Annotated in this window: 18 protein-coding genes and 1 riboswitch; of the genes, 6 read left to right on the forward strand and 12 right to left on the reverse strand. The window is 63.1% G+C overall.

Annotated elements, in window-relative coordinates:
- Positions 1-160 precede the first annotated feature (160 nt).
- On the forward strand, positions 161-1,153 hold the full coding sequence (araD1, locus tag FJ943_RS15985) for an AraD1 family protein (RefSeq protein ID WP_015319285.1): 993 nt from the start codon (positions 161-163) through the stop codon (positions 1,151-1,153).
- 211 nt (positions 1,154-1,364) lie between these two features.
- Here araD1 and FJ943_RS15990 read toward each other — a convergent pair whose 3' ends face one another.
- The gene (locus FJ943_RS15990) at positions 1,365-2,459 is read right to left on the reverse strand and encodes a 2'-deoxycytidine 5'-triphosphate deaminase (protein WP_140713983.1); all 1,095 of its coding nucleotides are present in this window, start codon (positions 2,457-2,459) and stop codon (positions 1,365-1,367) included.
- 158 nt (positions 2,460-2,617) lie between these two features.
- A riboswitch (SAM riboswitch) is annotated at positions 2,618-2,695 on the forward strand.
- Between the two features lie 56 nt (positions 2,696-2,751).
- On the opposite strand from FJ943_RS15990, the gene FJ943_RS15995 reads away from it, so the two are divergent.
- The gene (locus FJ943_RS15995; RefSeq protein WP_140722847.1) at positions 2,752-3,942 is read left to right on the forward strand and encodes an O-succinylhomoserine sulfhydrylase; all 1,191 of its coding nucleotides are present in this window, start codon (positions 2,752-2,754) and stop codon (positions 3,940-3,942) included.
- Between the two features lie 30 nt (positions 3,943-3,972).
- Here the strand turns inward: FJ943_RS15995 and FJ943_RS16000 are convergent, their stop codons facing one another.
- Complete coding sequence (locus tag FJ943_RS16000; RefSeq protein ID WP_140722851.1) at positions 3,973-5,124, reverse strand: ceramide glucosyltransferase; 1,152 nt, start codon at positions 5,122-5,124, stop codon at positions 3,973-3,975.
- Positions 5,125-5,343: 219 nt separating this feature from the next.
- Between FJ943_RS16000 and apaG the strand changes: the two genes are divergently transcribed.
- Positions 5,344-5,736: a Co2+/Mg2+ efflux protein ApaG gene (apaG, locus tag FJ943_RS16005; RefSeq protein ID WP_023772981.1), complete on the forward strand. Its 393-nt coding sequence runs from the start codon at positions 5,344-5,346 to the stop codon at positions 5,734-5,736.
- A gap of 74 nt (positions 5,737-5,810) precedes the next feature.
- On the opposite strand, the gene FJ943_RS16010 is transcribed toward apaG, so the two are convergent.
- From FJ943_RS16010 to FJ943_RS16020, 3 genes are all read right to left on the reverse strand, one after another.
- Positions 5,811-6,842 (reverse strand): Hsp33 family molecular chaperone, encoded by a 1,032-nt coding sequence (locus FJ943_RS16010; RefSeq protein WP_140660684.1) that lies wholly within the window; start codon positions 6,840-6,842, stop codon positions 5,811-5,813.
- Positions 6,843-7,006: 164 nt separating this feature from the next.
- The gene (gene argF, locus FJ943_RS16015; RefSeq protein WP_140614742.1) at positions 7,007-7,918 is read right to left on the reverse strand and encodes an ornithine carbamoyltransferase; all 912 of its coding nucleotides are present in this window, start codon (positions 7,916-7,918) and stop codon (positions 7,007-7,009) included.
- Positions 7,919-7,934: 16 nt separating this feature from the next.
- Positions 7,935-9,134, reverse strand: coding sequence for an aspartate aminotransferase family protein (locus FJ943_RS16020; RefSeq protein ID WP_140722854.1), 1,200 nt, complete (start codon positions 9,132-9,134; stop codon positions 7,935-7,937).
- A gap of 355 nt (positions 9,135-9,489) precedes the next feature.
- Between FJ943_RS16020 and FJ943_RS16025 the strand changes: the two genes are divergently transcribed.
- Positions 9,490-10,008, forward strand: coding sequence for a GcrA family cell cycle regulator (locus FJ943_RS16025; RefSeq protein WP_140614743.1), 519 nt, complete (start codon positions 9,490-9,492; stop codon positions 10,006-10,008).
- Between the two features lie 120 nt (positions 10,009-10,128).
- Here the strand turns inward: FJ943_RS16025 and FJ943_RS16030 are convergent, their stop codons facing one another.
- The 3 genes from FJ943_RS16030 to FJ943_RS16040 all read right to left on the reverse strand — a co-directional run bounded on the left by FJ943_RS16030 (position 10,129) and on the right by FJ943_RS16040 (position 13,339).
- Entirely contained in the window at positions 10,129-11,136 is a 1,008-nt protein-coding gene (locus FJ943_RS16030) for a magnesium and cobalt transport protein CorA (protein ID WP_015319294.1), read from the reverse strand.
- Positions 11,137-11,233: 97 nt separating this feature from the next.
- On the reverse strand, positions 11,234-11,959 hold the full coding sequence (gene phoU / locus FJ943_RS16035; protein ID WP_015319295.1) for a phosphate signaling complex protein PhoU: 726 nt from the start codon (positions 11,957-11,959) through the stop codon (positions 11,234-11,236).
- A gap of 114 nt (positions 11,960-12,073) precedes the next feature.
- The gene (locus FJ943_RS16040; protein WP_140722857.1) at positions 12,074-13,339 is read right to left on the reverse strand and encodes an ATP-binding protein; all 1,266 of its coding nucleotides are present in this window, start codon (positions 13,337-13,339) and stop codon (positions 12,074-12,076) included.
- 156 nt (positions 13,340-13,495) lie between these two features.
- Here FJ943_RS16040 and ppk2 point away from each other — a divergent pair, with 156 nt between their 5' ends.
- Entirely contained in the window at positions 13,496-14,404 is a 909-nt protein-coding gene (gene ppk2, locus FJ943_RS16045) for a polyphosphate kinase 2 (protein WP_140660679.1), read from the forward strand.
- A 51-nt stretch (positions 14,405-14,455) separates the two neighbouring features.
- Here the strand turns inward: ppk2 and FJ943_RS16050 are convergent, their stop codons facing one another.
- From FJ943_RS16050 to FJ943_RS16060, 3 genes are all read right to left on the reverse strand, one after another.
- The gene (locus tag FJ943_RS16050; RefSeq protein WP_140660678.1) at positions 14,456-15,205 is read right to left on the reverse strand and encodes an enoyl-CoA hydratase-related protein; all 750 of its coding nucleotides are present in this window, start codon (positions 15,203-15,205) and stop codon (positions 14,456-14,458) included.
- Entirely contained in the window at positions 15,202-15,840 is a 639-nt protein-coding gene (locus FJ943_RS16055; RefSeq protein WP_015319299.1) for an acyl-homoserine-lactone synthase, read from the reverse strand. The genes FJ943_RS16050 and FJ943_RS16055 overlap by 4 nt, the downstream gene beginning before the upstream one ends.
- A gap of 98 nt (positions 15,841-15,938) precedes the next feature.
- Entirely contained in the window at positions 15,939-16,670 is a 732-nt protein-coding gene (locus FJ943_RS16060; protein WP_041163567.1) for a LuxR family transcriptional regulator, read from the reverse strand.
- Between the two features lie 258 nt (positions 16,671-16,928).
- Between FJ943_RS16060 and FJ943_RS16065 the strand changes: the two genes are divergently transcribed.
- Positions 16,929-17,780, forward strand: coding sequence for a transporter substrate-binding domain-containing protein (locus tag FJ943_RS16065; protein WP_140722860.1), 852 nt, complete (start codon positions 16,929-16,931; stop codon positions 17,778-17,780).
- 39 nt (positions 17,781-17,819) lie between these two features.
- Here FJ943_RS16065 and FJ943_RS16070 read toward each other — a convergent pair whose 3' ends face one another.
- Positions 17,820-18,233: a tellurite resistance TerB family protein gene (locus FJ943_RS16070; RefSeq protein ID WP_015319302.1), complete on the reverse strand. Its 414-nt coding sequence runs from the start codon at positions 18,231-18,233 to the stop codon at positions 17,820-17,822.
- Positions 18,234-18,305: the final 72 nt, after the last annotated feature.

An 18,305-nucleotide genomic window follows, 5' to 3' on the forward strand; every position in this document is an offset into this window, starting at 1 on the left:
GAGGCTGCCGGCAGCCCGTCGGCACCAAGAAGTCCGGGGAAGGACCAGGCTCGCGAACGCAATCCGGACGAAGCGTTTCAACCGTGGCGCGTTTCCGCGCCGCGCCGGTCAGGATTTGCCCATCGGCAGCCGGATACAGATAAATGAGAGAGGACTGATCATGCTGATCTCGCAGATTCTCGACGACGCCGAGACGATCCGTGTCGTTGCCCGCAGCGGCGGGAAGACCCGGATCATCAACGGTGCGCGCAGCGTCTATTCGCTGGCGATGGAAGCCGCCCGCACCGGCGTCGGCCTGGCCGCCCTGATCGAACGCAAGGGGCTTGGCGAGACGATCGATCTCGACGCCGCCTACAAGCGGGGGCGCCTGCTGTCGCCGATCAATCACCCCGACCCAGCGCATCTGCACCTGACCGGCACCGGGCTGACGCATCTGGGGTCGGCCGCGACGCGCGATTCCATGCACAAGAAGCTCAGCACCGACGGCGAGGAGCAACTCACCGATTCCATGAAGATGTTCCGCATGGGACTGGAAGGCGGCAAGCCTGCGAAAGGCCAGGTCGGCGTGCAGCCGGAATGGTTCTACAAGGGCAACGGCACCATGGCGGTCGCGCCTGGCGCGGCGCTCATGTCACCGGCCTTTGCCAAGGATGCCGGCGAGGAACCCGAGGTCGCCGGAATCTATGTCATCGGCGACGACGGCGCGCCATTCCGCGTCGGTTTCACCTTGTCGAACGAATTCTCGGACCATGTGACCGAGCGCGTCAACTATCTCTTCCTCGCCCATTCCAAGCTGCGCAATGCCTCCTTCGGCCCGGAGATCCTGATCGGAGACCTGCCTTCGGACATCCGCGGCACGTCGCGCATCCTGCGCGACGGCAAGGCATTGTGGGAAAAGCCCTTCCTGTCGGGTGAAACGAACATGTCCCACACCATCGCCAATCTCGAACACCACCACTTCAAATATTCGGCCTTCCGCCAACCTGGCGACGTGCATGTGCATATGTTCGGCACCGCGACGCTATCCTTCGCCGACGGCATCAAGACGGAAGCCGGCGACGTGTTCGAGATCGAGGCCGGGGATTTCGGACTGCCGCTGCGCAACCCGCTCGAGATCGAAAAGCCGGTGAAGGTGTCGGTGAAGGCGCTTTGAAGCCATGAGCGCGTGATTCCCCTCTCGTGGGGAATGGCTGGCAAGCCAGAGCGGGGCGCTGTCCCGCCGATCTAGCAATAGGTTTCCGTCACGCCTTCGGCTCTCAACAGATCGCAGGGATGAATGAGGGCAGCAACCCTTCGCGTCCCCTCTGCCCTGCCGGGCTTCTCTTCCACAAGGGCCCCTCGTGGGGGGATCGGCAGCTTCGACCTTAGCGCACGGCGCGGAAATGCTTTGACAGCTTCAGGCCCTGCGCCTGGTAGTTCGAGCCGAGATCGGTGCCGTAGAGCGCCTGCGGTCGCTTCAGCATATGCTCGTAGACCAGCCGGCCGACGATCTGGCCGTGGTCGAGGATGAACGGCACTTCGTGGCTGCGCACTTCGAGCACCGCCCGGCTGCCGGTGCCGCCGGCCGCCGAATGGCCGAAACCCGGATCGAAAAAGCCGGCATAGTGGACACGAAACTCGCCGACCAGCGGATCGAACGGCGTCATCTCGGCGGCGTAGAGCGGCGGCACATGCACCGCCTCCTGGCTGACGAGGATGTAGAACTCGTCGGGATCGAGCACCAGTTCGCCGGCGCGGCTCTTGTGGATCGGCTCCCAGAAGTCGAGGACATCCTGCGCGGCGCGCTTGTCGACATCGACGAGGCCGGTGTGGTGCTTGCCGCGATAGCCGACCAACCCATCCTTGTCGCCATTGAGGTCGATCGACAGCGCGATGCCGCCGCCGGAAATGTTCGGCGGCTCCGTGGCGACCAGCATCTCGGCACGATGCAGCTCATGCAACTCGGCTTCCGAGAGCAGCGCGTTGCCGGTGCGAAAGCGGATTTGAGACAGGCGCGAACCCGTGCGCGCGATGATCGGAAAGGTGCGCGGGCTGACCTCGAGATAGAGCGGACCGTTGTAGCCGGCGGCGATCTTATCGAACTCATGGCCCCGATCGGTCATGACGCGGGTGAAGATGTCGAGCCGCCCGGTCGAGCTCTTCGGATTGGCCGAGGCCGAAATGTCAGCCGGCAGGGCCAGACTTTCGAGCAGCGGCACAATATAGACGCAGCCGGTTTCGAGGACCGCGCCTTCGGTCAGACTGATCTCGTGCAGTTGCAGCCGATCGAGCTTTTCCGACACCTTGTGGTTGGGACCGGGCAGGAACGAGGCGCGAACCCGCCAGGCCTTTTCGCCCAATCTGAGATCAAGGCTCGCCGGCTGGATCTGGTCGGCATCGAGCGCACGCGGCGACTTCAGCGCGCCGGACCGGAACAGCGCCGAAATGTCCTGATCGGGAAGAATGCCTGTCTGCCGCAAAGTCTGGCTCCGCCCCAAGACTGGTCTCTTTCGTTGCAGGTTCTTGTTTGTTGCAGGTTCTTGCCGCAAAACCGCCGGGCACTTCTGCGGAACCTGCCTTGGTACAAACGTCTTAATGAAGCCGGCAATTGACGCAAGCGTGGCGCGGGTCTAAAGGGTCGTTATCCCGTGGTGATTTGGCCGGTCGGCTTGCAGCCACGTTAAACAAGTCGCTAAAGGACCGTCGGGCCGCAAGGCCGTATGGACCGGTTGCGACTTTCGCGGCCGGTTTTTTTGTGTCTGGAACAAAGCGATGAGCACCAAGAAGCGCAACTGGAAACCTCAGACGGCACTCGTGCATGGCGGAACCCTGCGTTCCGGCTTCGGCGAAACCTCCGAGGCGATGTACCTGACCCAGGGTTATGTCTATCAGACGGCGCAGGCCGCCGAGGCCCGCTTCAAGGGCGAAGAGCCTGGTTTCATCTATTCGCGCTACGCCAACCCGACCGTCGACATGTTCGAAAAGCGCATGTGCGCGCTTGAAGGCGCCGAAGACGCGCGCGCCACGGCGTCGGGCATGGCGGCGGTGACGGCTGCCCTTCTGTGCAGCGTCAAGGCCGGCGACCACATCGTGGCCGCGCGCGCGCTTTTCGGCTCCTGTCGCTGGGTCGTCGAGACGCTGGCGCCGCGCTATGGCATCGAGGCGACCTTGGTCGACGGCACCGATATCGCCAATTGGGAAAAGGCGGTCAGGCCCAATACCAAGCTGTTCTTCCTGGAAAGCCCGACCAACCCGACGCTGGAAGTCGTCGACATCGCCGCCGTCGCCTCGCTTGCCAATTCGATCGGCGCGCGGCTGGTCGTCGACAATGTCTTCGCCACGCCGCTGCAGCAGAAGCCGTTGCAGCTTGGTGCGCACATCGTCGTCTACTCGGCCACCAAGCATATTGACGGCCAGGGCCGCTGCCTTGGCGGCGTCATCCTGTCAGACAAGAAGTGGATCGACGAGAACCTGCACGACTATTTCCGCCACACCGGCCCGAGCCTGTCGCCGTTCAATGCCTGGACCTTGCTGAAGGGCCTAGAGACGCTGCCGCTGCGCGTGCGCCAGCAGACCGAGAGCGCCGGCAAGATCGCCGACTTCCTGGCCGAGCAGCCGCAGATCGCCCGCGTCATCTATCCCGGCCGCGCCGACCACCCGCAGGCCGATATCGTCAAGAAGCAGATGTCGGGGGGCTCGACGCTGATCTGCCTCGACGTCAAGGGCGGCAAGCCGGCGGCCTTCGCCCTGCAGAACGCCCTCGACATCGTGCTGATCTCGAACAATCTCGGCGACGCCAAAAGCCTGATCACCCATCCGGCGACGACCACCCACAAGAACCTCAGCGACGAGGCCCGCGCCGAACTCGGCATCGGGCCAGGTACGCTCAGGCTGTCGGTCGGCCTGGAGGATACGGACGACCTGCTGGAAGATATCGCCCAAGCATTGAAGGCCGCCAAATAGGTTTCGTCCAGGCAGCGTCGTCAGCAGCGATCAGGCGCTCGACGGCGTCTCCTCCAGTTCCGCCGTCTTGGTCCGGATGGTCATGGCGTTGCCGCGCCAGTCGACAGCGCCGCCGAGCCAGCCGCGCGCCCAGATGGCCGGGAGCATGACGTCCCGCGCGACCGTCGCCGCGATCATGCGCGTCGAGACGTGCCAACCCTTGGCCAGGGCCAGAGCGCATTCCGGAAGATAGAATGCCGCCAGCACGGCAATCGCGGTCGCCCAGAGACTGACGCCGGCGCTCGCCGCGGCAATCAGCGCAAGAACCAGCGGGACCGCCGCACCAGTCAGGATCTCGGGCGCGAAGAACAGCGGGAAAGTGACGCGGCGCAGGCGCGCCCAGCGGGCCTGGCGCGACCAGATTTCGCCAAACGTGCGCTGGCCGAGGGGCTGCTCGAAGGGCGCCGCAACGAGGTTGACACGCAGGCCGAGGCCGTTCACCAGCTTGGTTGCGGCGGCGTCCTCGGCGATCTCGGCGGCCAGCGCGCGGATGCCGCCGTTGGCGTCGAGCATCGGCTTGTTCCACAGCATGCTCTTGCCCTGCGCGAAGCCGAGGCCGAGCGCCGCACCGGCATACTGCCAGCGGGCCTGCAATGTGTTGAGGAAGGCGCATTCGACGTCGGCCCAGAAACCATCTGGCCTGGAGCCGATCGGCGTCGAGCAGACAAGGCCGGTACCGTGCTGCCACGCCGCCATCATGTGCTCGACATAGTCCCTCGGCATCAGAACGTTGGAATCGGCAAGAATGACCCAGGCGTGGCGCGCCGCTTCCCAGCCTTTGACGCAATTGTTGAGCTTTGGATTGGCACTGACACGGTCGTCGCCGATCAACAGCCGGGCCGGCACCTGCGGAAACCGGGCAATCGCCCTGTTTATCAGTTTGACCACCGGGTCGTCGGCATGGGCGACGCAGAAGATCAGTTCGTAGCGTGGCCAGTCGAGCGCGAAGGCCCGTTCCAGCGTCTCATGTGTGAACGGCTCGACGCCGCGCGACGGGACGACAATCGACACCGCCGGCGATCTGCCCGCCGGCGGGGCGATCGTGGTGCGCCGTTTCAGCTGTGAAGCGGCAAGCAGGATGCTGGCAGCGTTCGAGAGGATGAGGGCAGTCGAAAGCGAGGCGGATATGAGAGTGAGTTCCATCGAGATCTGGTCACTCCGGAAGTCGGCCCGCGTCGCGGCCGTTTTCAACAGTTCGACAGAGGGCCGAGTCGCCCGGTTCGCGCACACCACCATTGTCGTGTGTCACTTAAATGACATTCTTTGCCGGCACCTGCGTTTCAATCCCAGGCGCGACAAGACGCGCACGTTGACCTGCTCACCGCGAGCGTCGAAAGTCGTCGGATTGTTTTGGAGCCGCTCATGTACCGCGCCGTGACGCGCAACATCGAAGTGCAGGTCAGGCCGTTCTATCTGGAGGATCGTTCGGATCCCCAGGAGAACCGCTACGTCTGGGGCTATCAGATAACGATCGACAACCAGTCTGACGAGTTCGTGCAGCTTCTGTCGCGCTATTGGCACATCACCGATGGTGCCGGCCGGGTCGAGGAAGTCCGCGGGCCGGGCGTTGTCGGCGACCAGCCGGAACTCAATCCCGGCGACAGCTATCAGTACACGTCCGGCTGCCCGCTCTCGACACCCTCCGGGATCATGGTCGGACGCTACACGATGCGCAACAAGCGCGGCGAGACGTTCGACATCGCCATCCCGGCCTTCTCGCTCGATCTGCCGGGGACAAGGCGCACGGTGAACTGAGGGCCGACGGTCGCGTCGCCCCTCATCCGCCCTTCGGGCACCTTCTCCCCGCAGAACGGAGAGAAGGAAAGGCTTTACTGAGCCGCAAACTCGGCTGGATCGAAGTCGTACTGCGTCGAGCAGAATTCGCAGGCGACATGGATGCCGCCATCCTCGGTGCTGTCCTTGATCTCCTGCGCTGAGAAGCCTTCGAGGATGCCACGGATCTTGTCGCGGGAGCATGAGCACTGGTCGGCCACGGGAACGCCGCCGAAGACGCGCACGCCATGCTCATGGAACAGACGATAGAGCAGCCGCTCGGCGCCGATGGTCGGGTCGATCAATTCGGTCGGCTCGATGGTGCCGAGCAAGGCCAGGAGTTCCTGCCAGGAATTATCGGCCGGATCGTGGACTTCCTCGCGCGGATCGCCGTCCCCACCCGGCAGGTCCGGAATGCGCATGCGCTCGGGCGATTGCGGCAGGAACTGCGCCAGGATGCCGCCGGCGCGCCATTGCTCGCGCGCGCCGCCGATCCCGGGCGTCAGCAGCTTGGCGACCGAGAGCCTGATATCGGTCGGGATCTGTTCCGACTGACGGAAATAGGTGCGCGCCGCGTCTTCCAGCGTTTCGCCGTCGAGCTGGACGATGCCTTGATAGCGCTGAGTATGGGCGCCCTGGTCGATGGTCAGCGCCAGCACGCCGCTGCCAAGCAGCGTCTGCTGGGACGTCTCGCCTGCCGCGACCAGTGCTTCGAGCCGATCCGCATCGAAGCGTGCATAGGCGCGCAGTGCCGAGGGCGTGGAGAAGTCCGCGACCAGCATGTCTACAGGCCCGTCGGTACGGGTCTGCAGGATGAACTTGCCTTCGAATTTGAGCGAGGTGCCGAGCAGAACGGTCAGCACGCAGGCTTCCGCCAGCAGGCGGGCGACCGGCTCGGGATAATCGTGGCGGCCAAGGATGGCGTCGAGCATCGGCCCAAGCTGGACCGTGCGGCCGCGCACGTCGAGCGGACCGACCTCGAAGGGAACGACGTGATCGTCGCCGGCGTAGCCGAACTCGCCGAGTTTGGGGTGATGTTCAGTCACTTGATGGCTTTCCAACATGACAAAGCTCCAGGGCGCGGCCATGCGGCCCTGGTGGGCACATGCGTCCAAACGCGCTTGATTTGCGTGATGCGGCGCAGATAGGCATCGCGCCGCCGCAGATCAAGCGCCTGGGCATTTCAGGCGCCTGGGCATTTCGGGCGCCCAAGACACTTCAAGCCCCAAGACACTTCAAGCACCAAGACACTTCAAGCACCGAGGCACCAGGCAAGCACTGCCTTCTGGGCATGGAGCCGGTTCTCGGCCTCGTCGAAGACCACCGAATGCGGCCCGTCGATGACCTCGTCGGTCACTTCCTCGCCGCGATGGGCCGGCAGGCAGTGCATGAACAATGCATCCGGCTTGGCCTTGGCCATCAGCGCCGCGTTGACCTGATAGGGCGAGAAGACATTGTGCCCGCGAGCACGGTGTTCCTGCCCCATCGACACCCAGCAGTCGGTGACGATGCAGTCGGCCTGGTCGACGGCTTCCTCGGGCGAGCGGGTGAAATGCAGCTTGCCGCCATGCGCCTTGGACCAGTCGACATGCTTCTGCGCCGGTTCGCTGCCTTCGGGCACGGCGACGTTGAGGTTGAAGCGGAACCGTGCCGAGGCCTCGAGCAGCGAGTGCAGCACATTGTTGCCGTCGCCGGTCCAGGCAATCGTCTTGCCGGCCACCGGACCGCGATGCTCCTCGAAAGTCATGATGTCGGCCATCAGCTGGCAAGGGTGGGTGTCGTCGGTCAGTCCGTTGATCACCGGAACGGTGGCATTCTCGGTCAGCTCCAGCAGCCGCTCATGCGAAGTGGTGCGGATCATGATCGCATCGACGTAGCGCGACAGCACCTTGGCGGTGTCGGCGATTGTCTCGGAGCGGCCGAGCTGCATCTCGGTGCCGGTCAGCATGATGGTCTCGCCGCCGAGCTGGCGCATGCCGACGTCGAAAGAAACGCGCGTGCGCGTCGACGGCTTGTCGAAGATCATGGCCAGCACCTTGCCTTCGAGCGGCTTGGTCCGCTCGCCGGCCTTGAGACGCGCCTTTCGCGTCACCGCATCATCCAGCATGAAGCGCAAATCGCCTTCGGAAACGGTGGAAAGATCGGTGAAATGGCGAACTGACATCAGGAATGGTTCCGGATTACTTCGCGGCGGCGGAGGCGATCGCCTCCGACAGGCCCTTGGCGCCGGCGCGGATGCGGTTGAGCGCTTCGTGAATCTCGGCGTCGGTGACGGTGAGCGGTGGCAGCAGGCGAATGACGTTGTCGCCGGCCGGAACCGCCAGCAAATGCTGGTCGCGCAGCGCCATGTTCACCTTGCCGTTGGGCATCGCGCATTTGAGGCCGAGCATCAGCCCGGTGCCCCTGATATCCTCGACGATTTCGGGGAATTCGTCGGCTATCGAGGCTAGCCCCTGCTTCATCAGCAGCGCCTTGCGCTGGACATCCTCCAGGAAGCCGTCTTCCAGAACGACGTCGAGCACGGCGTTGCCGACCGCCATTGCGAGCGGATTGCCGCCGAATGTGGTGCCGTGCACGCCGGCGGTCATGCCGACGGCCGCCTCGTCGGTGGCAAGGCAGGCGCCCATCGGGAAGCCGCCGCCAATGCCCTTGGCGATTGCCATGATATCGGGCGTCACCGCGGACCACTCATGCGCGAACAGCTTGCCGGTACGGCCAATGCCGCACTGGACCTCGTCGTATATCAACAACAGGCCGTGCTGTTCGCAGAGCTGCCGCAGCCGCTTGAGCGACTGTGTCGGTACTGGGCGGATACCGCCCTCGCCTTGCACCGGCTCGATCAGGATCGCGGCGGTCTCGGGCGTGATCGCCTTCTCGGCGGCGTCGATGTCGTCGAAGCCAACCTGGTCGAAGCCTTCGACCTTGGGTCCGAAGCCTTCGAGATATTTGTACTGGCCGCCTGCCGCGATGGTCGCCAGCGTGCGGCCATGGAAGGCGCCCTCGAAGGTGATGATGCGGAAGCGCTCGGGATTGCCCTTGACGAAATGGTAGCGCCGCGCCGTCTTGATCGCGCATTCCAGCGCCTCGGCGCCGGAATTGGTGAAGAACACCTTGTCGGCGAAGGTGGCATCAGCCAGCCGCTCGCCAAGCCTGCTCTGCCCCGGGATCTCATAGAGATTGGAGACGTGCCAGAGTTTCGCCGCCTGCTCGGTGAGGGCCGCGACAAGGTGCGGATGGCCATGGCCAAGCGAATTGACCGCGATGCCGCCGGCGAAATCGAGATATCGCTCGCCCTTGTCGGTAACCAGCCAAGTGCCTTCCCCATGGTCGAAGGCCAGGGGTGCGCGAGCAAAGGTCTCGTAAAGCGCCGAACCGCTCATTATATGCGTCTCCGGTACCGGAAAATCAAAAAAGCCGCCAAAGCGGCGGCCTTCTGCGGCTTATCGTGTTTTTCGGCCATGAAGTCAACGAAAACGTCGCGTAGTGGCGCGCGGCAAGCTCCCCGACGCAACGCCGGCTCATGAGCGACCGGGCAAGTTGGGGAAAACCGAAAAAACCGATTCGTGTTGCACTTGGGACTCTTGTCACCGAGTCAGCGCATAGAGTAGTTGTAGTTGAGAATAACTAGATTTCGTGCGGCGGACCTAATCACCAGATATATGTGGTGTCTGCCCCAGCAGTGGTGCTGGGTCGGGAATGGATTCTGATTGCCGCACGCTTATGAGGAGCGCGGTCATGAACTGGACTGACGAGCGGGTAGAACTCTTGAGAAAACTGTGGTCGGAGGGTCTGAGCGCAAGCCAGATTGCTGCGCAGCTTGGAGGGGTCAGCCGCAATGCCGTCATCGGCAAGGTGCACCGGCTGAAGCTGTCGGGTCGCGGTCGCGCAACGGCGACGCCGGCGCGCCAGAAGAAGGCTACGCAGGGATCGACCGTCCAGAAATCGGTGGCGCGCGCCGCAAGCACGGCACGCCACGTCACGACTTCGATCGGCGCGACGGCCCTTCAGACGCAATTCGACGCCGAACCGGTGGCGCGGCACTACATCCGTCCGGTCGAGAACGTCGTAGTGCCGATCTCACGGCATCTGCAGCTCGTTGAACTGACCGAGCGCACCTGCAAATGGCCGAACGGCGATCCACTTTCGGAGGACTTCAATTTCTGCGGCAACGAAGCCGCTGAAACCGGTCCCTACTGTAAATACCATGCCCGCGTGGCGTTCCAGCCGGCGGCGGAGCGGCGGCGGAATAGATAAGCGGTGAGTAGTGAGTAGTGAGTAGTGAGTAGTGAGTAGTGAGGAAACAAGCGCTCCCACCAACCACTACCGACTACTCACTACCGACTACCGACTACCGTCCACTGACTACTGACTTCCTCACAGCCAGCCGTTCTTCCTGAAGCGCCAATAAAGGAAGCAGCAGATAAGCGCGATGGTGGCCAGCACCATCGGATAGCCATATGCCATCTTCAGCTCCGGCATGTCGGTGAAGTTCATGCCGTAGATGCCGGCGAATGCGGTTGGCACCGCCAGGATGGCCGCCCATGAGGCGAGTTTCTTGGAGATCGCCGTTTCCTGGCTTTGGCCGACCAGAAGACTGGCCTCGAAGGCAAAGGCCAGCACCTCGCGCAGACTGTCGATCTTCTCCTGGACGGTACGGATATGATCCGTAACGTCGCGGAACAGCGGGTGCATGGCCGAATGGATCTGCGGCAGGTCGGCGCTGGTCAGCCGGCGACAGACTTCCACCAGGGGCAATGCCGCGTTGCGCAGGCGCAGGAGGTCGCGGCGCAGCATGTAAAGGCGTTCGATGTCGGGGCCGGTCATTGGCTTCAGCAGGACCTTGTCCTCGATCGCCTCGACCTCGTCCTCGATCTGCTCGAGCACGGGCATGTAATTGTCGACGATGAAGTCGAGAATGGCATAGAGGACGAAATCCTCTCCCTTGGCCAGCGAGTGCGGGCAGCTTTCCCAGTGCTGCCGCACGGCGGCATAGGATGTCGAAGGACCGTGCCTGACGCTGACGATATAGCCTGAGCCGACAAACAGATGTGTCTCGCCGAAGGTGACGCGCCCGTCGATCAGCTGCGCCGTGCGGGCGACGATGAACAGCGCATCGCCATATTGCTCGATCTTTGGCCGCTGGTGCGGATGCTCGGCATCCTCGATCGCCAGTTCATGCAGATGAAACTGCGCCTTGACGCGCAGCAGAAGTTCGCGGTCAGGCTCAAGCAGCCCGATCCAGACGACATGTCCCGACTTCTTGGCCCATTCGCCCGCTTCCTCGATCGGAATATCGGCGATGCGGCGCCCGGCGGTATAGACACCGCAGGCGATGATGCCCGATGTCGGCGGCGAGGCCTTGAACTCCCGGACATATTCCATGGCAGCCTCCCGAAAGCGTTGCCTTCCCTGGGGAACCAGCAAGCTTATCTCGGGATAGTCTAGCGCAATATGATCAAGCGTTCGAGAGGACGTGCGTTCACTTCACCGGCAGCGCCTCGGGGAGGCCGATCTTGTCGGTCTTGTCGCCTTTCGGCCGGTCGGCGGGCATCTGGTCGCCGGTGACGATATAGTAGATGGTCTCGGCGATGTTGGTGGCGTGATCGCCGATCCGCTCGATATTCTTGGCGCAGAACAGCAGATGCGTACAGGGCGTGATGTTGCGCGGATCTTCCATCATGTAGGTCAGCAATTCGCGAAACAGCGACGTGTACATGGCATCGATCTGGTCGTCACGGTCGCGCACGAAGCCGATCTTGTCGACTGAGCGCGATGCATAGACGTCGAGGACTTCCTTCAGCTGGGTCAGCGCCAAATTGGCCAGAGCCTCCAAGCCGCGAAACAGGCTGGTCGGCTGCCGGCCGTCGGTAACGGCAACCACCCGCTTGGCGACGTTCTTGCCGAGGTCGCCGACGCGCTCGAGGTCGGCCGAAATGCGGATGGCGCCGACGATCTCGCGCAGGTCAGTCGCCATAGGCTGACGCCTGGCGATAATGATGATCGCCTTGTCGTCGATCTCACGCTGTCCCTCGTCCAGGACGGCGTCGTCTCGGATGACCTTCTGAGCCAGCCCCGGATCGGCATTGACCAGGGCGGCGACCGCCTGCTCGACCATGCGCTCGGCGTGCCCACCCATCGCGGCGATGCGCTTCGAAAGATATTTCAGTTCCTCGTCATAGGCGCTGACAATGTGAACGGACTGCATGGATGAAATGCCTTCCCACGGGATCTTGTCTTTGAGTCGTTTCCTCGAATCCCCGCTGATACGCTAACGGGATGACAGAAAAAAGAAACGGCCCCGTGGAAAACTAGGGCAGTATCAGTGCGCCGGCAAATGGACCGAGAAGGCGGCGCCCTTGCCGACCTCGGACCTGATCGTCAGCCTGGCGTTGTGACGCGTCAGGATGTGCTTGACGATCGACAGGCCAAGCCCCGTGCCCTTCTGGGTCCGGCTGGTCTCGACATCGATACGATAGAAGCGCTCGGTGATGCGCGGTATGTGCTCCTCGGGGATGCCGGGACCAAAATCCCTGATCGTGACGTCGATGCCAGGTTCGGAACCATCATCGCCGCGCGTGATCGACACCACGACACGGCCGCCCGACTGTCCGTATTTGCAGGCATTTTCCAAAAGGTTCTCGAACACCTGGAACAGTTCATCGCGATCGCCCGGCACATTGAGAGGACCGGCTGCGAATTCGCGCTCGATGGCGACACTGGTTTCGCGGGCGAGCGGGCCGAGCGAATCGATGACACTGTCGACGGTCTGGCGCAGATCTACTTCGGTTCCCGGCTTCAGATAGGGCTTCATCTCCAATCGCGACAGCGACAGGAGGTCGTCGATCAGGCGCGCCATGCGGCCGGTCTGGTTCTGCATGATCTGGAGGAATTGCTCGCGCGCCGCCGGATCGTTGCGGGCCGGTCCGCGCAGCGTTTCGATGAAGCCCGCGATCGAGGCCAGCGGGGTGCGCAATTCGTGACTGGCATTGGCGATGAAATCGGCGCGCATGCGGTCGATACGCCGCGCCTCGCTCTGGTCCTTGAAAACCAGCACATAAAGATCGGTGCCATGCCCAACCGACGATGCGCTGACACGGTAGGCCCGTTCGACTGGCAGTTTCTCGGTGTAGTCGACGACATCCGAGGCGACAGTGCCCGACAGCACACTGTCGAGCAGCGCCTGCATTTCCGGCGCCCGGAATTTCAGCGGCAGCGATATGCCGGGCGCGATGCCGCCAAAGGCGGCAAAGGCGGCGGCGTTGGCGTGGACGATGGTGGCGGCGTGGTCGAAAATGATCAGCGGGTCGGCGACGGCGGCCGCCAGATATTCACCGGACAGGCGCTGCAAGCCAATCGCCTCGATCGCCGCGGCGTTCCCCGCGGAATGGCGGGCGCCGGTGACCGGCAATATTGCCGCGGCCAGCAGCAGGAGCAGCGCCGGCACCAGCACGTAGGCGGAAAAGCCCGCGAAGCCAAAGGCGATCAGAACCGCCACGACACCGGCCGCAAGCAGCCAGCGGCTGTGCCACAGCCGAGCGGCCACAGCTTGCCCCGTGCTCTTCTGCTCTGCGCCCAGCTCGGTCATTCGCGCGCCCAGCCTCCACCGGTCAGACGGCGGCGAAAACTTCCGCTGGACCGCAAATCAAAAGTGCTACAGCCTCCTTTGCGCGTCCAAACGGAGGCGCGGCGCTGTAGTGGCTCCCAATAGCATGAGTCCAGACACTTAAAAGGGTTCGTCTGCATGAAAAAAGCCAACGACAATTCGGTCACTCCAACCTCAGGCCCGCTGAAAATCAGGATCGGCGGCAAGGAACGGGAGTTCGATATCGAGAATCCCGAGCTTCCGGACTGGGTCGAGGAGAACAAGCTGACCGCGGGCGGATATCCTTACGACAAGAAGATGAAGAGCGAGGAGTATGACGAGACGCTCGAGAAATTGCAGATCGAGCTCGTCAAGGCGCAGGCATGGCTGCAGGCGACCGGCAAGCGGATGATGGCGCTGTTCGAGGGTCGTGACGCTGCCGGCAAAGGCGGCACGATCTTCGTGCTGCGCCAGTATCTTAACCCACGCACGGCGCGCAACGTCGCGCTGACCAAGCCAACCCCGACGGAACTGGGGCAATGGTACTACCAGCGCTATGCCGACCATTTCCCGACAGCGGGCGAATTCGTCACCTTCGACCGCTCCTGGTACAATCGTGCCGGCGTCGAGCCGGTGATGGGGTTCTGCACCCCCGAACAGCACGAGAAGTTTCTCGACGAGACGCCGCATTTCGAACGCATGATCGTCAATGACGGCATCCATTTCTTCAAATTCTGGCTGAACATCGGCCGGGAGACGCAGCTCGAGCGCTTTCACGATCGCCGCTACAGCCCCCTGAAGAGCTGGAAGTTCTCGCCGATCGACATTGCCGGCATCACCAAGTGGGACGATTACACCAAGGCGCGCGACACCATGTTCGAGCGCACCCACAAAGAGTTCGCGCCATGGATCATCGTGCGGGCCAACGACAAGCGCCGCGCGCGGCTGGCGGTGATGCGCCGCATCCTCCTGTCGCTGCCCTATGAGGGGCGCGATCTCGACGACATCGGCAAGGAAGACAAGAAGATCATCGGCGAAGGGCCGTCATTCCTGGGCAAGGAAAGTTGATACCGCCGTGCCGCGTGATGGTCCGCGCGGCACGGCATTCCGGGCAGTGGCTCAGGCAGCCAGCCTGGCGATCCGCTGCAACCGTCGCAACGTGGCGTCGTCCTGCAGCGCCTGCTGGAACAGCGATATCTCCTCGTCGATGCGCTCGCAAAGCGCGGCGGTGTTCCCCTTGAGCAGGCCGCGTGTCTGCAGCAAAGCGGCAACCGGCTTTTTGGCGAGCTGCCTGGCTCGGCCAAGCGCCGCTTCCTCGACGCTGCCTTCCGCGACGATCTCGGCAACGAGGCCGAGCGCTCTGGCGTCTTCGGCAACAAGCGTGTCGCCGAGACAGAAGAAGCGGAAAGCACCGGCATAGCCGAGTTTCTGCGGCGCCAGGATGCTGGTTGCCGCGTCCGGCACCAGGCCGAAATCGACGAACGGCACCCGGAACGTGCTTTTTTCAGATGCGATCACCATGTCGCAATGGAACAGGATGGTGCAGCCGACGCCGACGGCATCGCCGTCGACACAGGCCAGGATCGGCTTTGGAAACGTCGCCAGCATGCGGAACATGTCGGTGACGGCGGCGATCAGCTTCTGGTGCTTGGCGGCATCCAGGAATTCGGAAAAATCACCACCGAGGCAGAAGCAGCCCGCCAGGCCGCGCAGCACGACGACCCGCACCTCGTCATTCTCGGCGGCTTCATGGAACGTCCTGGCAAGGCTCTCATAGGCCCTCCGGTCGAGCACCGGCCGGCCGTCGTTCGACGACACAGTGACGATCAGTGTGTGGTTGCGCAGTTCGGGTTGCGGGTGCGCGTTCATGACGCCCTCCTTTGACCGAACATGTCGGGATATCCCCTGGCTAGGACGGGTGCATGATGATTGCGGCGCGAACGCACCACGTCCAGCGTGTGCTCGTTGAAGGTGAGCAGCGTCGCCACGACCTGCTGGTTGCCATAGGTGCGCTGATAACCGAGCGGCGTCGCCAGGAAGTGCAGTTGCAATGCGCGCAGCACCCACATCGGCTCGAACTCGATGATCACCTTGTCGACGCCGCGCTTCAGACCCCACTCGACGAAGCCGGCTATCAATTCCGTGCCGACGGTCGAGACGCCGCGCCGGCCATCGCGAAAACCCGGAGCCACCGCGTAGCGGGTCAACTCCCAGATGTTGGGACCCGCCGGCGGCGTTCCTTCGGAGAGATCGGTCAACACCTCGGTCAACAAATGCGGCCGTGTGGTCGGCAACATCCTCTGATAGCCCGCGACTTCATTGCCCCTGATGACGATCTGATGCACCGCCTCGTCATGATCGAACTGGTCGACTTCAAATCCGTCGGGGCGCCGAAGGTCCTCCCATCCCATCTCCTCGACGAATATCCGGTAGCGCAGCCGATGGACGGCCTCCCAAAGGTCGGGACGTTCCATCAATTCCTTGGTCGTAAGACAAAAAAGCATTCCGTAGTCTCCTGTGGTTCAGGGGAAGATACGGCCGTGCTTCGATGCGAAAATTGCGTGATCACGTAGGCAAGAAGTTCTAGGCCTGCACGGCCGACCTAGCTAATGTAGCCGCGCCTTATCGCCTCGGCGACTGCCTGGACCCGGTTGACGGCACCGAGTTTGCTTTTGGCGTTAAGAAGATGTTTCTCCGAGGTGTGCTCGGAGATGCCGAGGATTTGGGAAATCTCCCATTCGGACTTGCCGACGGCAGCCCATTGCAGGCATTCGCGTTCGCGCGGCGTCAGCTCGATGTGATCGATCGTCGTGGTCGCCATGGTGTGGAGTTGCATGGCGCGGCCGACGGCATAGGTCGAGACCAGGGAGACCAGGCCGAACTCGGCCGCCGACAGTTCCACGGCCTCGCCCCCCAGCGACACCATGACGATTTCGCCGTCGAGCGTGATCAACGGAAAGGCCAGCCCGTCGCGCAGCTTGAAGGCGCCGGCGTCGCCCATCACTTCGCCGCTGCTCTTGTCGATGCGGATGCCCTGGGCGGCTTCCCGCCACTGGAACGGCGCTTGCAGCTGTTTCATGTGACTGACGACGGGATCGTGATCGACATAGTTGCGCGTCACGTAGCGCTCGAGCCATTCGACCGGCCAGTCGCAGAGCAGCACATGCTGCTTCTGCTGGCCCGTCGGTGTGCCCGGCTGCGGAACGGTTCCGGCCATCAGCGCGGTCAGGCCGAACTCCGACGTTACGCCCAACAGTTTCTCGCAGACCGCGGCCGCCGTTGCGGCGTGCTGCAGTTGATCTATGTATTCCAGCGTTCGATCGAACTGACTCATCGCAACATCAACCCCATGTTGCCTCATGCATTAAGTCCATGGTCCGCGCCTTCCCGGCACTTCGCCACCGACCACGGATTGCAAAGCGCCCGCTTCCGGTTGTGGTTCTCGACCCTGGCATCCCACCAGGGCAGCCACCGCTGTTTGCAAACCGACCGAACCATATCCTGAAATCGAAGCGTTGAAATCAAAAAGCATTGTGCCTGCATCGTTTTCGTACCAAAACCGGCACGAGCACGGGTGCGGCGGAGTTTTATCGTGGCGTTCCAATGGAGGTCCCATGTCCTGGCAGCGGCGCTCATCGCCGCATTGTCATGGGTTTCCGGCGCGGGCGCGGCGGAGCCGCAGGTGCCGGTGTTGTGGGATGCCAAGGAGCGGCTTCCCAAGCCCGACCTTTCGGCGCTGCCGCGGCTGCGGTTCCTGACGACCACGGATTTTCCCCCCTTCAATTTCCTCGACGGCGCGGGGAAGCTGTCCGGTTTCCACATCGACCTGGCGCGCGCCATCTGCGCGGAACTCGGCATCGTCGACAAATGCCAGATCCAGGCCTTGCCTTGGGCGGAGCTTCAAGGCGCGCTTGAGAGGGGCGAAGGTGAAGCTGTTATCGCCGGCATTGCCCCAACGCCACAGTCGCGCCAGACATACGCCTTCTCGCGCGCCTACCTGCAGTTCCCGGCGCGCTTCATCACCGCGAAGAACAAGGCGCTGGCGGAACCGCTCTTCGACAAATTGCACGGCAAGCGCGTCGGCGTGATATCGGGCTCGGCCCATGAACGCATGCTGCGCGACTATTTCGGCACGGTCCAGGTCGTCCCCTTCGACAAGCCGGAAGCCCTCTATGGCGATCTCAAGGCCGGCAAGATCGACGCGGCCTTCGGCGATGGCATGCGCTTCGCCTTCTGGCTCGGCGGCTCCGATGCCGCCGGCTGCTGCCGCTTTGCCGGCGGCCCCTACCTGGCGCCCGAATATCTGGGCACCGGCATGGCCATCGCCACGCGAGCGGACAATCCGGCGCTGGCCGCGGCCCTCGACTACGCTTTGCAAGAGATTTCGATGAAAGGCACCTTTGCCGAATTCTACCTGCGCTATTTCCCGGTCAGTTTCTTCTGATCAGGTCCGGTCAGCTTTTCTGATCCGGCCGTAACCTCGTCAGGTCAGAGTTCGCAGCCGCGCCTTGGCCGCACGACCGATGGCCGCCACGGTCAGCGTGTCGAGATCGAGCTGACGACGGATCAACTGCAGCACCCGCACTTCCTCCAGCCGCATCTCCAGATCGACGGCGGCCACTTCGAAGGCCGCGGCATAGGCGGTGTCGCGCAACCGCTCCGGCAGCGCCTCCGAGACCTGGGTCAGGACACCTTCGAGCCCACCCTTCTCATGCAGCATCTTCTGGCAGGCCTGGGCCACGGCAACCAACCGGTCCTGCTTGAAATCCTCGAACACCGGCCACGAGCGAACAACCTCACCGATCCTGGCCAGTTCGACATCGGTCATGTCCCGGTCGGAGGCCGAAGTGATGACCATCAGATAGATCAGGGCTTCGTGCGGGGTGGGCGACAGCATTCTTTGCTCCTTGAACGGGCTCCGAAGGTAGGAAGGGGAGCCTGAGGCCGCAAGGAAAAAGCGCCCGACGCG

This window comes from Mesorhizobium sp. B2-3-10, assembly GCF_006442275.1.
Classification (GTDB): Bacteria; Pseudomonadota; Alphaproteobacteria; order Rhizobiales; family Rhizobiaceae; genus Mesorhizobium; species Mesorhizobium australicum.

What these genes read in the sequence shown, in the direction of transcription:
- FJ943_RS16040 (WP_140722857.1), bottom strand. Translation starts at nt 13,339, where the DNA reads ATGACCGAGCTGGGCGCAGAGCAGAAGAGCACGGGGCAAGCTGTGGCC.
- apaG (WP_023772981.1), top strand. Translation starts at nt 5,344, where the DNA reads ATGTACCGCGCCGTGACGCGCAACATCGAAGTGCAGGTCAGGCCGTTC.
- FJ943_RS16010 (WP_140660684.1), bottom strand. Translation starts at nt 6,842, where the DNA reads ATGGCCGCGCCCTGGAGCTTTGTCATGTTGGAAAGCCATCAAGTGACT.
- FJ943_RS16050 (WP_140660678.1), bottom strand. Translation starts at nt 15,205, where the DNA reads ATGAACGCGCACCCGCAACCCGAACTGCGCAACCACACACTGATCGTC.
- FJ943_RS16025 (WP_140614743.1), top strand. Translation starts at nt 9,490, where the DNA reads ATGAACTGGACTGACGAGCGGGTAGAACTCTTGAGAAAACTGTGGTCG.
- ppk2 (WP_140660679.1), top strand. Translation starts at nt 13,496, where the DNA reads ATGAAAAAAGCCAACGACAATTCGGTCACTCCAACCTCAGGCCCGCTG.
- araD1 (WP_015319285.1), top strand. Translation starts at nt 161, where the DNA reads ATGCTGATCTCGCAGATTCTCGACGACGCCGAGACGATCCGTGTCGTT.
- FJ943_RS16000 (WP_140722851.1), bottom strand. Translation starts at nt 5,124, where the DNA reads ATGGAACTCACTCTCATATCCGCCTCGCTTTCGACTGCCCTCATCCTC.
- FJ943_RS15995 (WP_140722847.1), top strand. Translation starts at nt 2,752, where the DNA reads ATGAGCACCAAGAAGCGCAACTGGAAACCTCAGACGGCACTCGTGCAT.
- FJ943_RS16070 (WP_015319302.1), bottom strand. Translation starts at nt 18,233, where the DNA reads ATGCTGTCGCCCACCCCGCACGAAGCCCTGATCTATCTGATGGTCATC.
- FJ943_RS16030 (WP_015319294.1), bottom strand. Translation starts at nt 11,136, where the DNA reads ATGGAATATGTCCGGGAGTTCAAGGCCTCGCCGCCGACATCGGGCATC.
- FJ943_RS16055 (WP_015319299.1), bottom strand. Translation starts at nt 15,840, where the DNA reads ATGCTTTTTTGTCTTACGACCAAGGAATTGATGGAACGTCCCGACCTT.
- FJ943_RS16020 (WP_140722854.1), bottom strand. Translation starts at nt 9,134, where the DNA reads ATGAGCGGTTCGGCGCTTTACGAGACCTTTGCTCGCGCACCCCTGGCC.
- FJ943_RS16060 (WP_041163567.1), bottom strand. Translation starts at nt 16,670, where the DNA reads ATGAGTCAGTTCGATCGAACGCTGGAATACATAGATCAACTGCAGCAC.
- phoU (WP_015319295.1), bottom strand. Translation starts at nt 11,959, where the DNA reads ATGCAGTCCGTTCACATTGTCAGCGCCTATGACGAGGAACTGAAATAT.
- argF (WP_140614742.1), bottom strand. Translation starts at nt 7,918, where the DNA reads ATGTCAGTTCGCCATTTCACCGATCTTTCCACCGTTTCCGAAGGCGAT.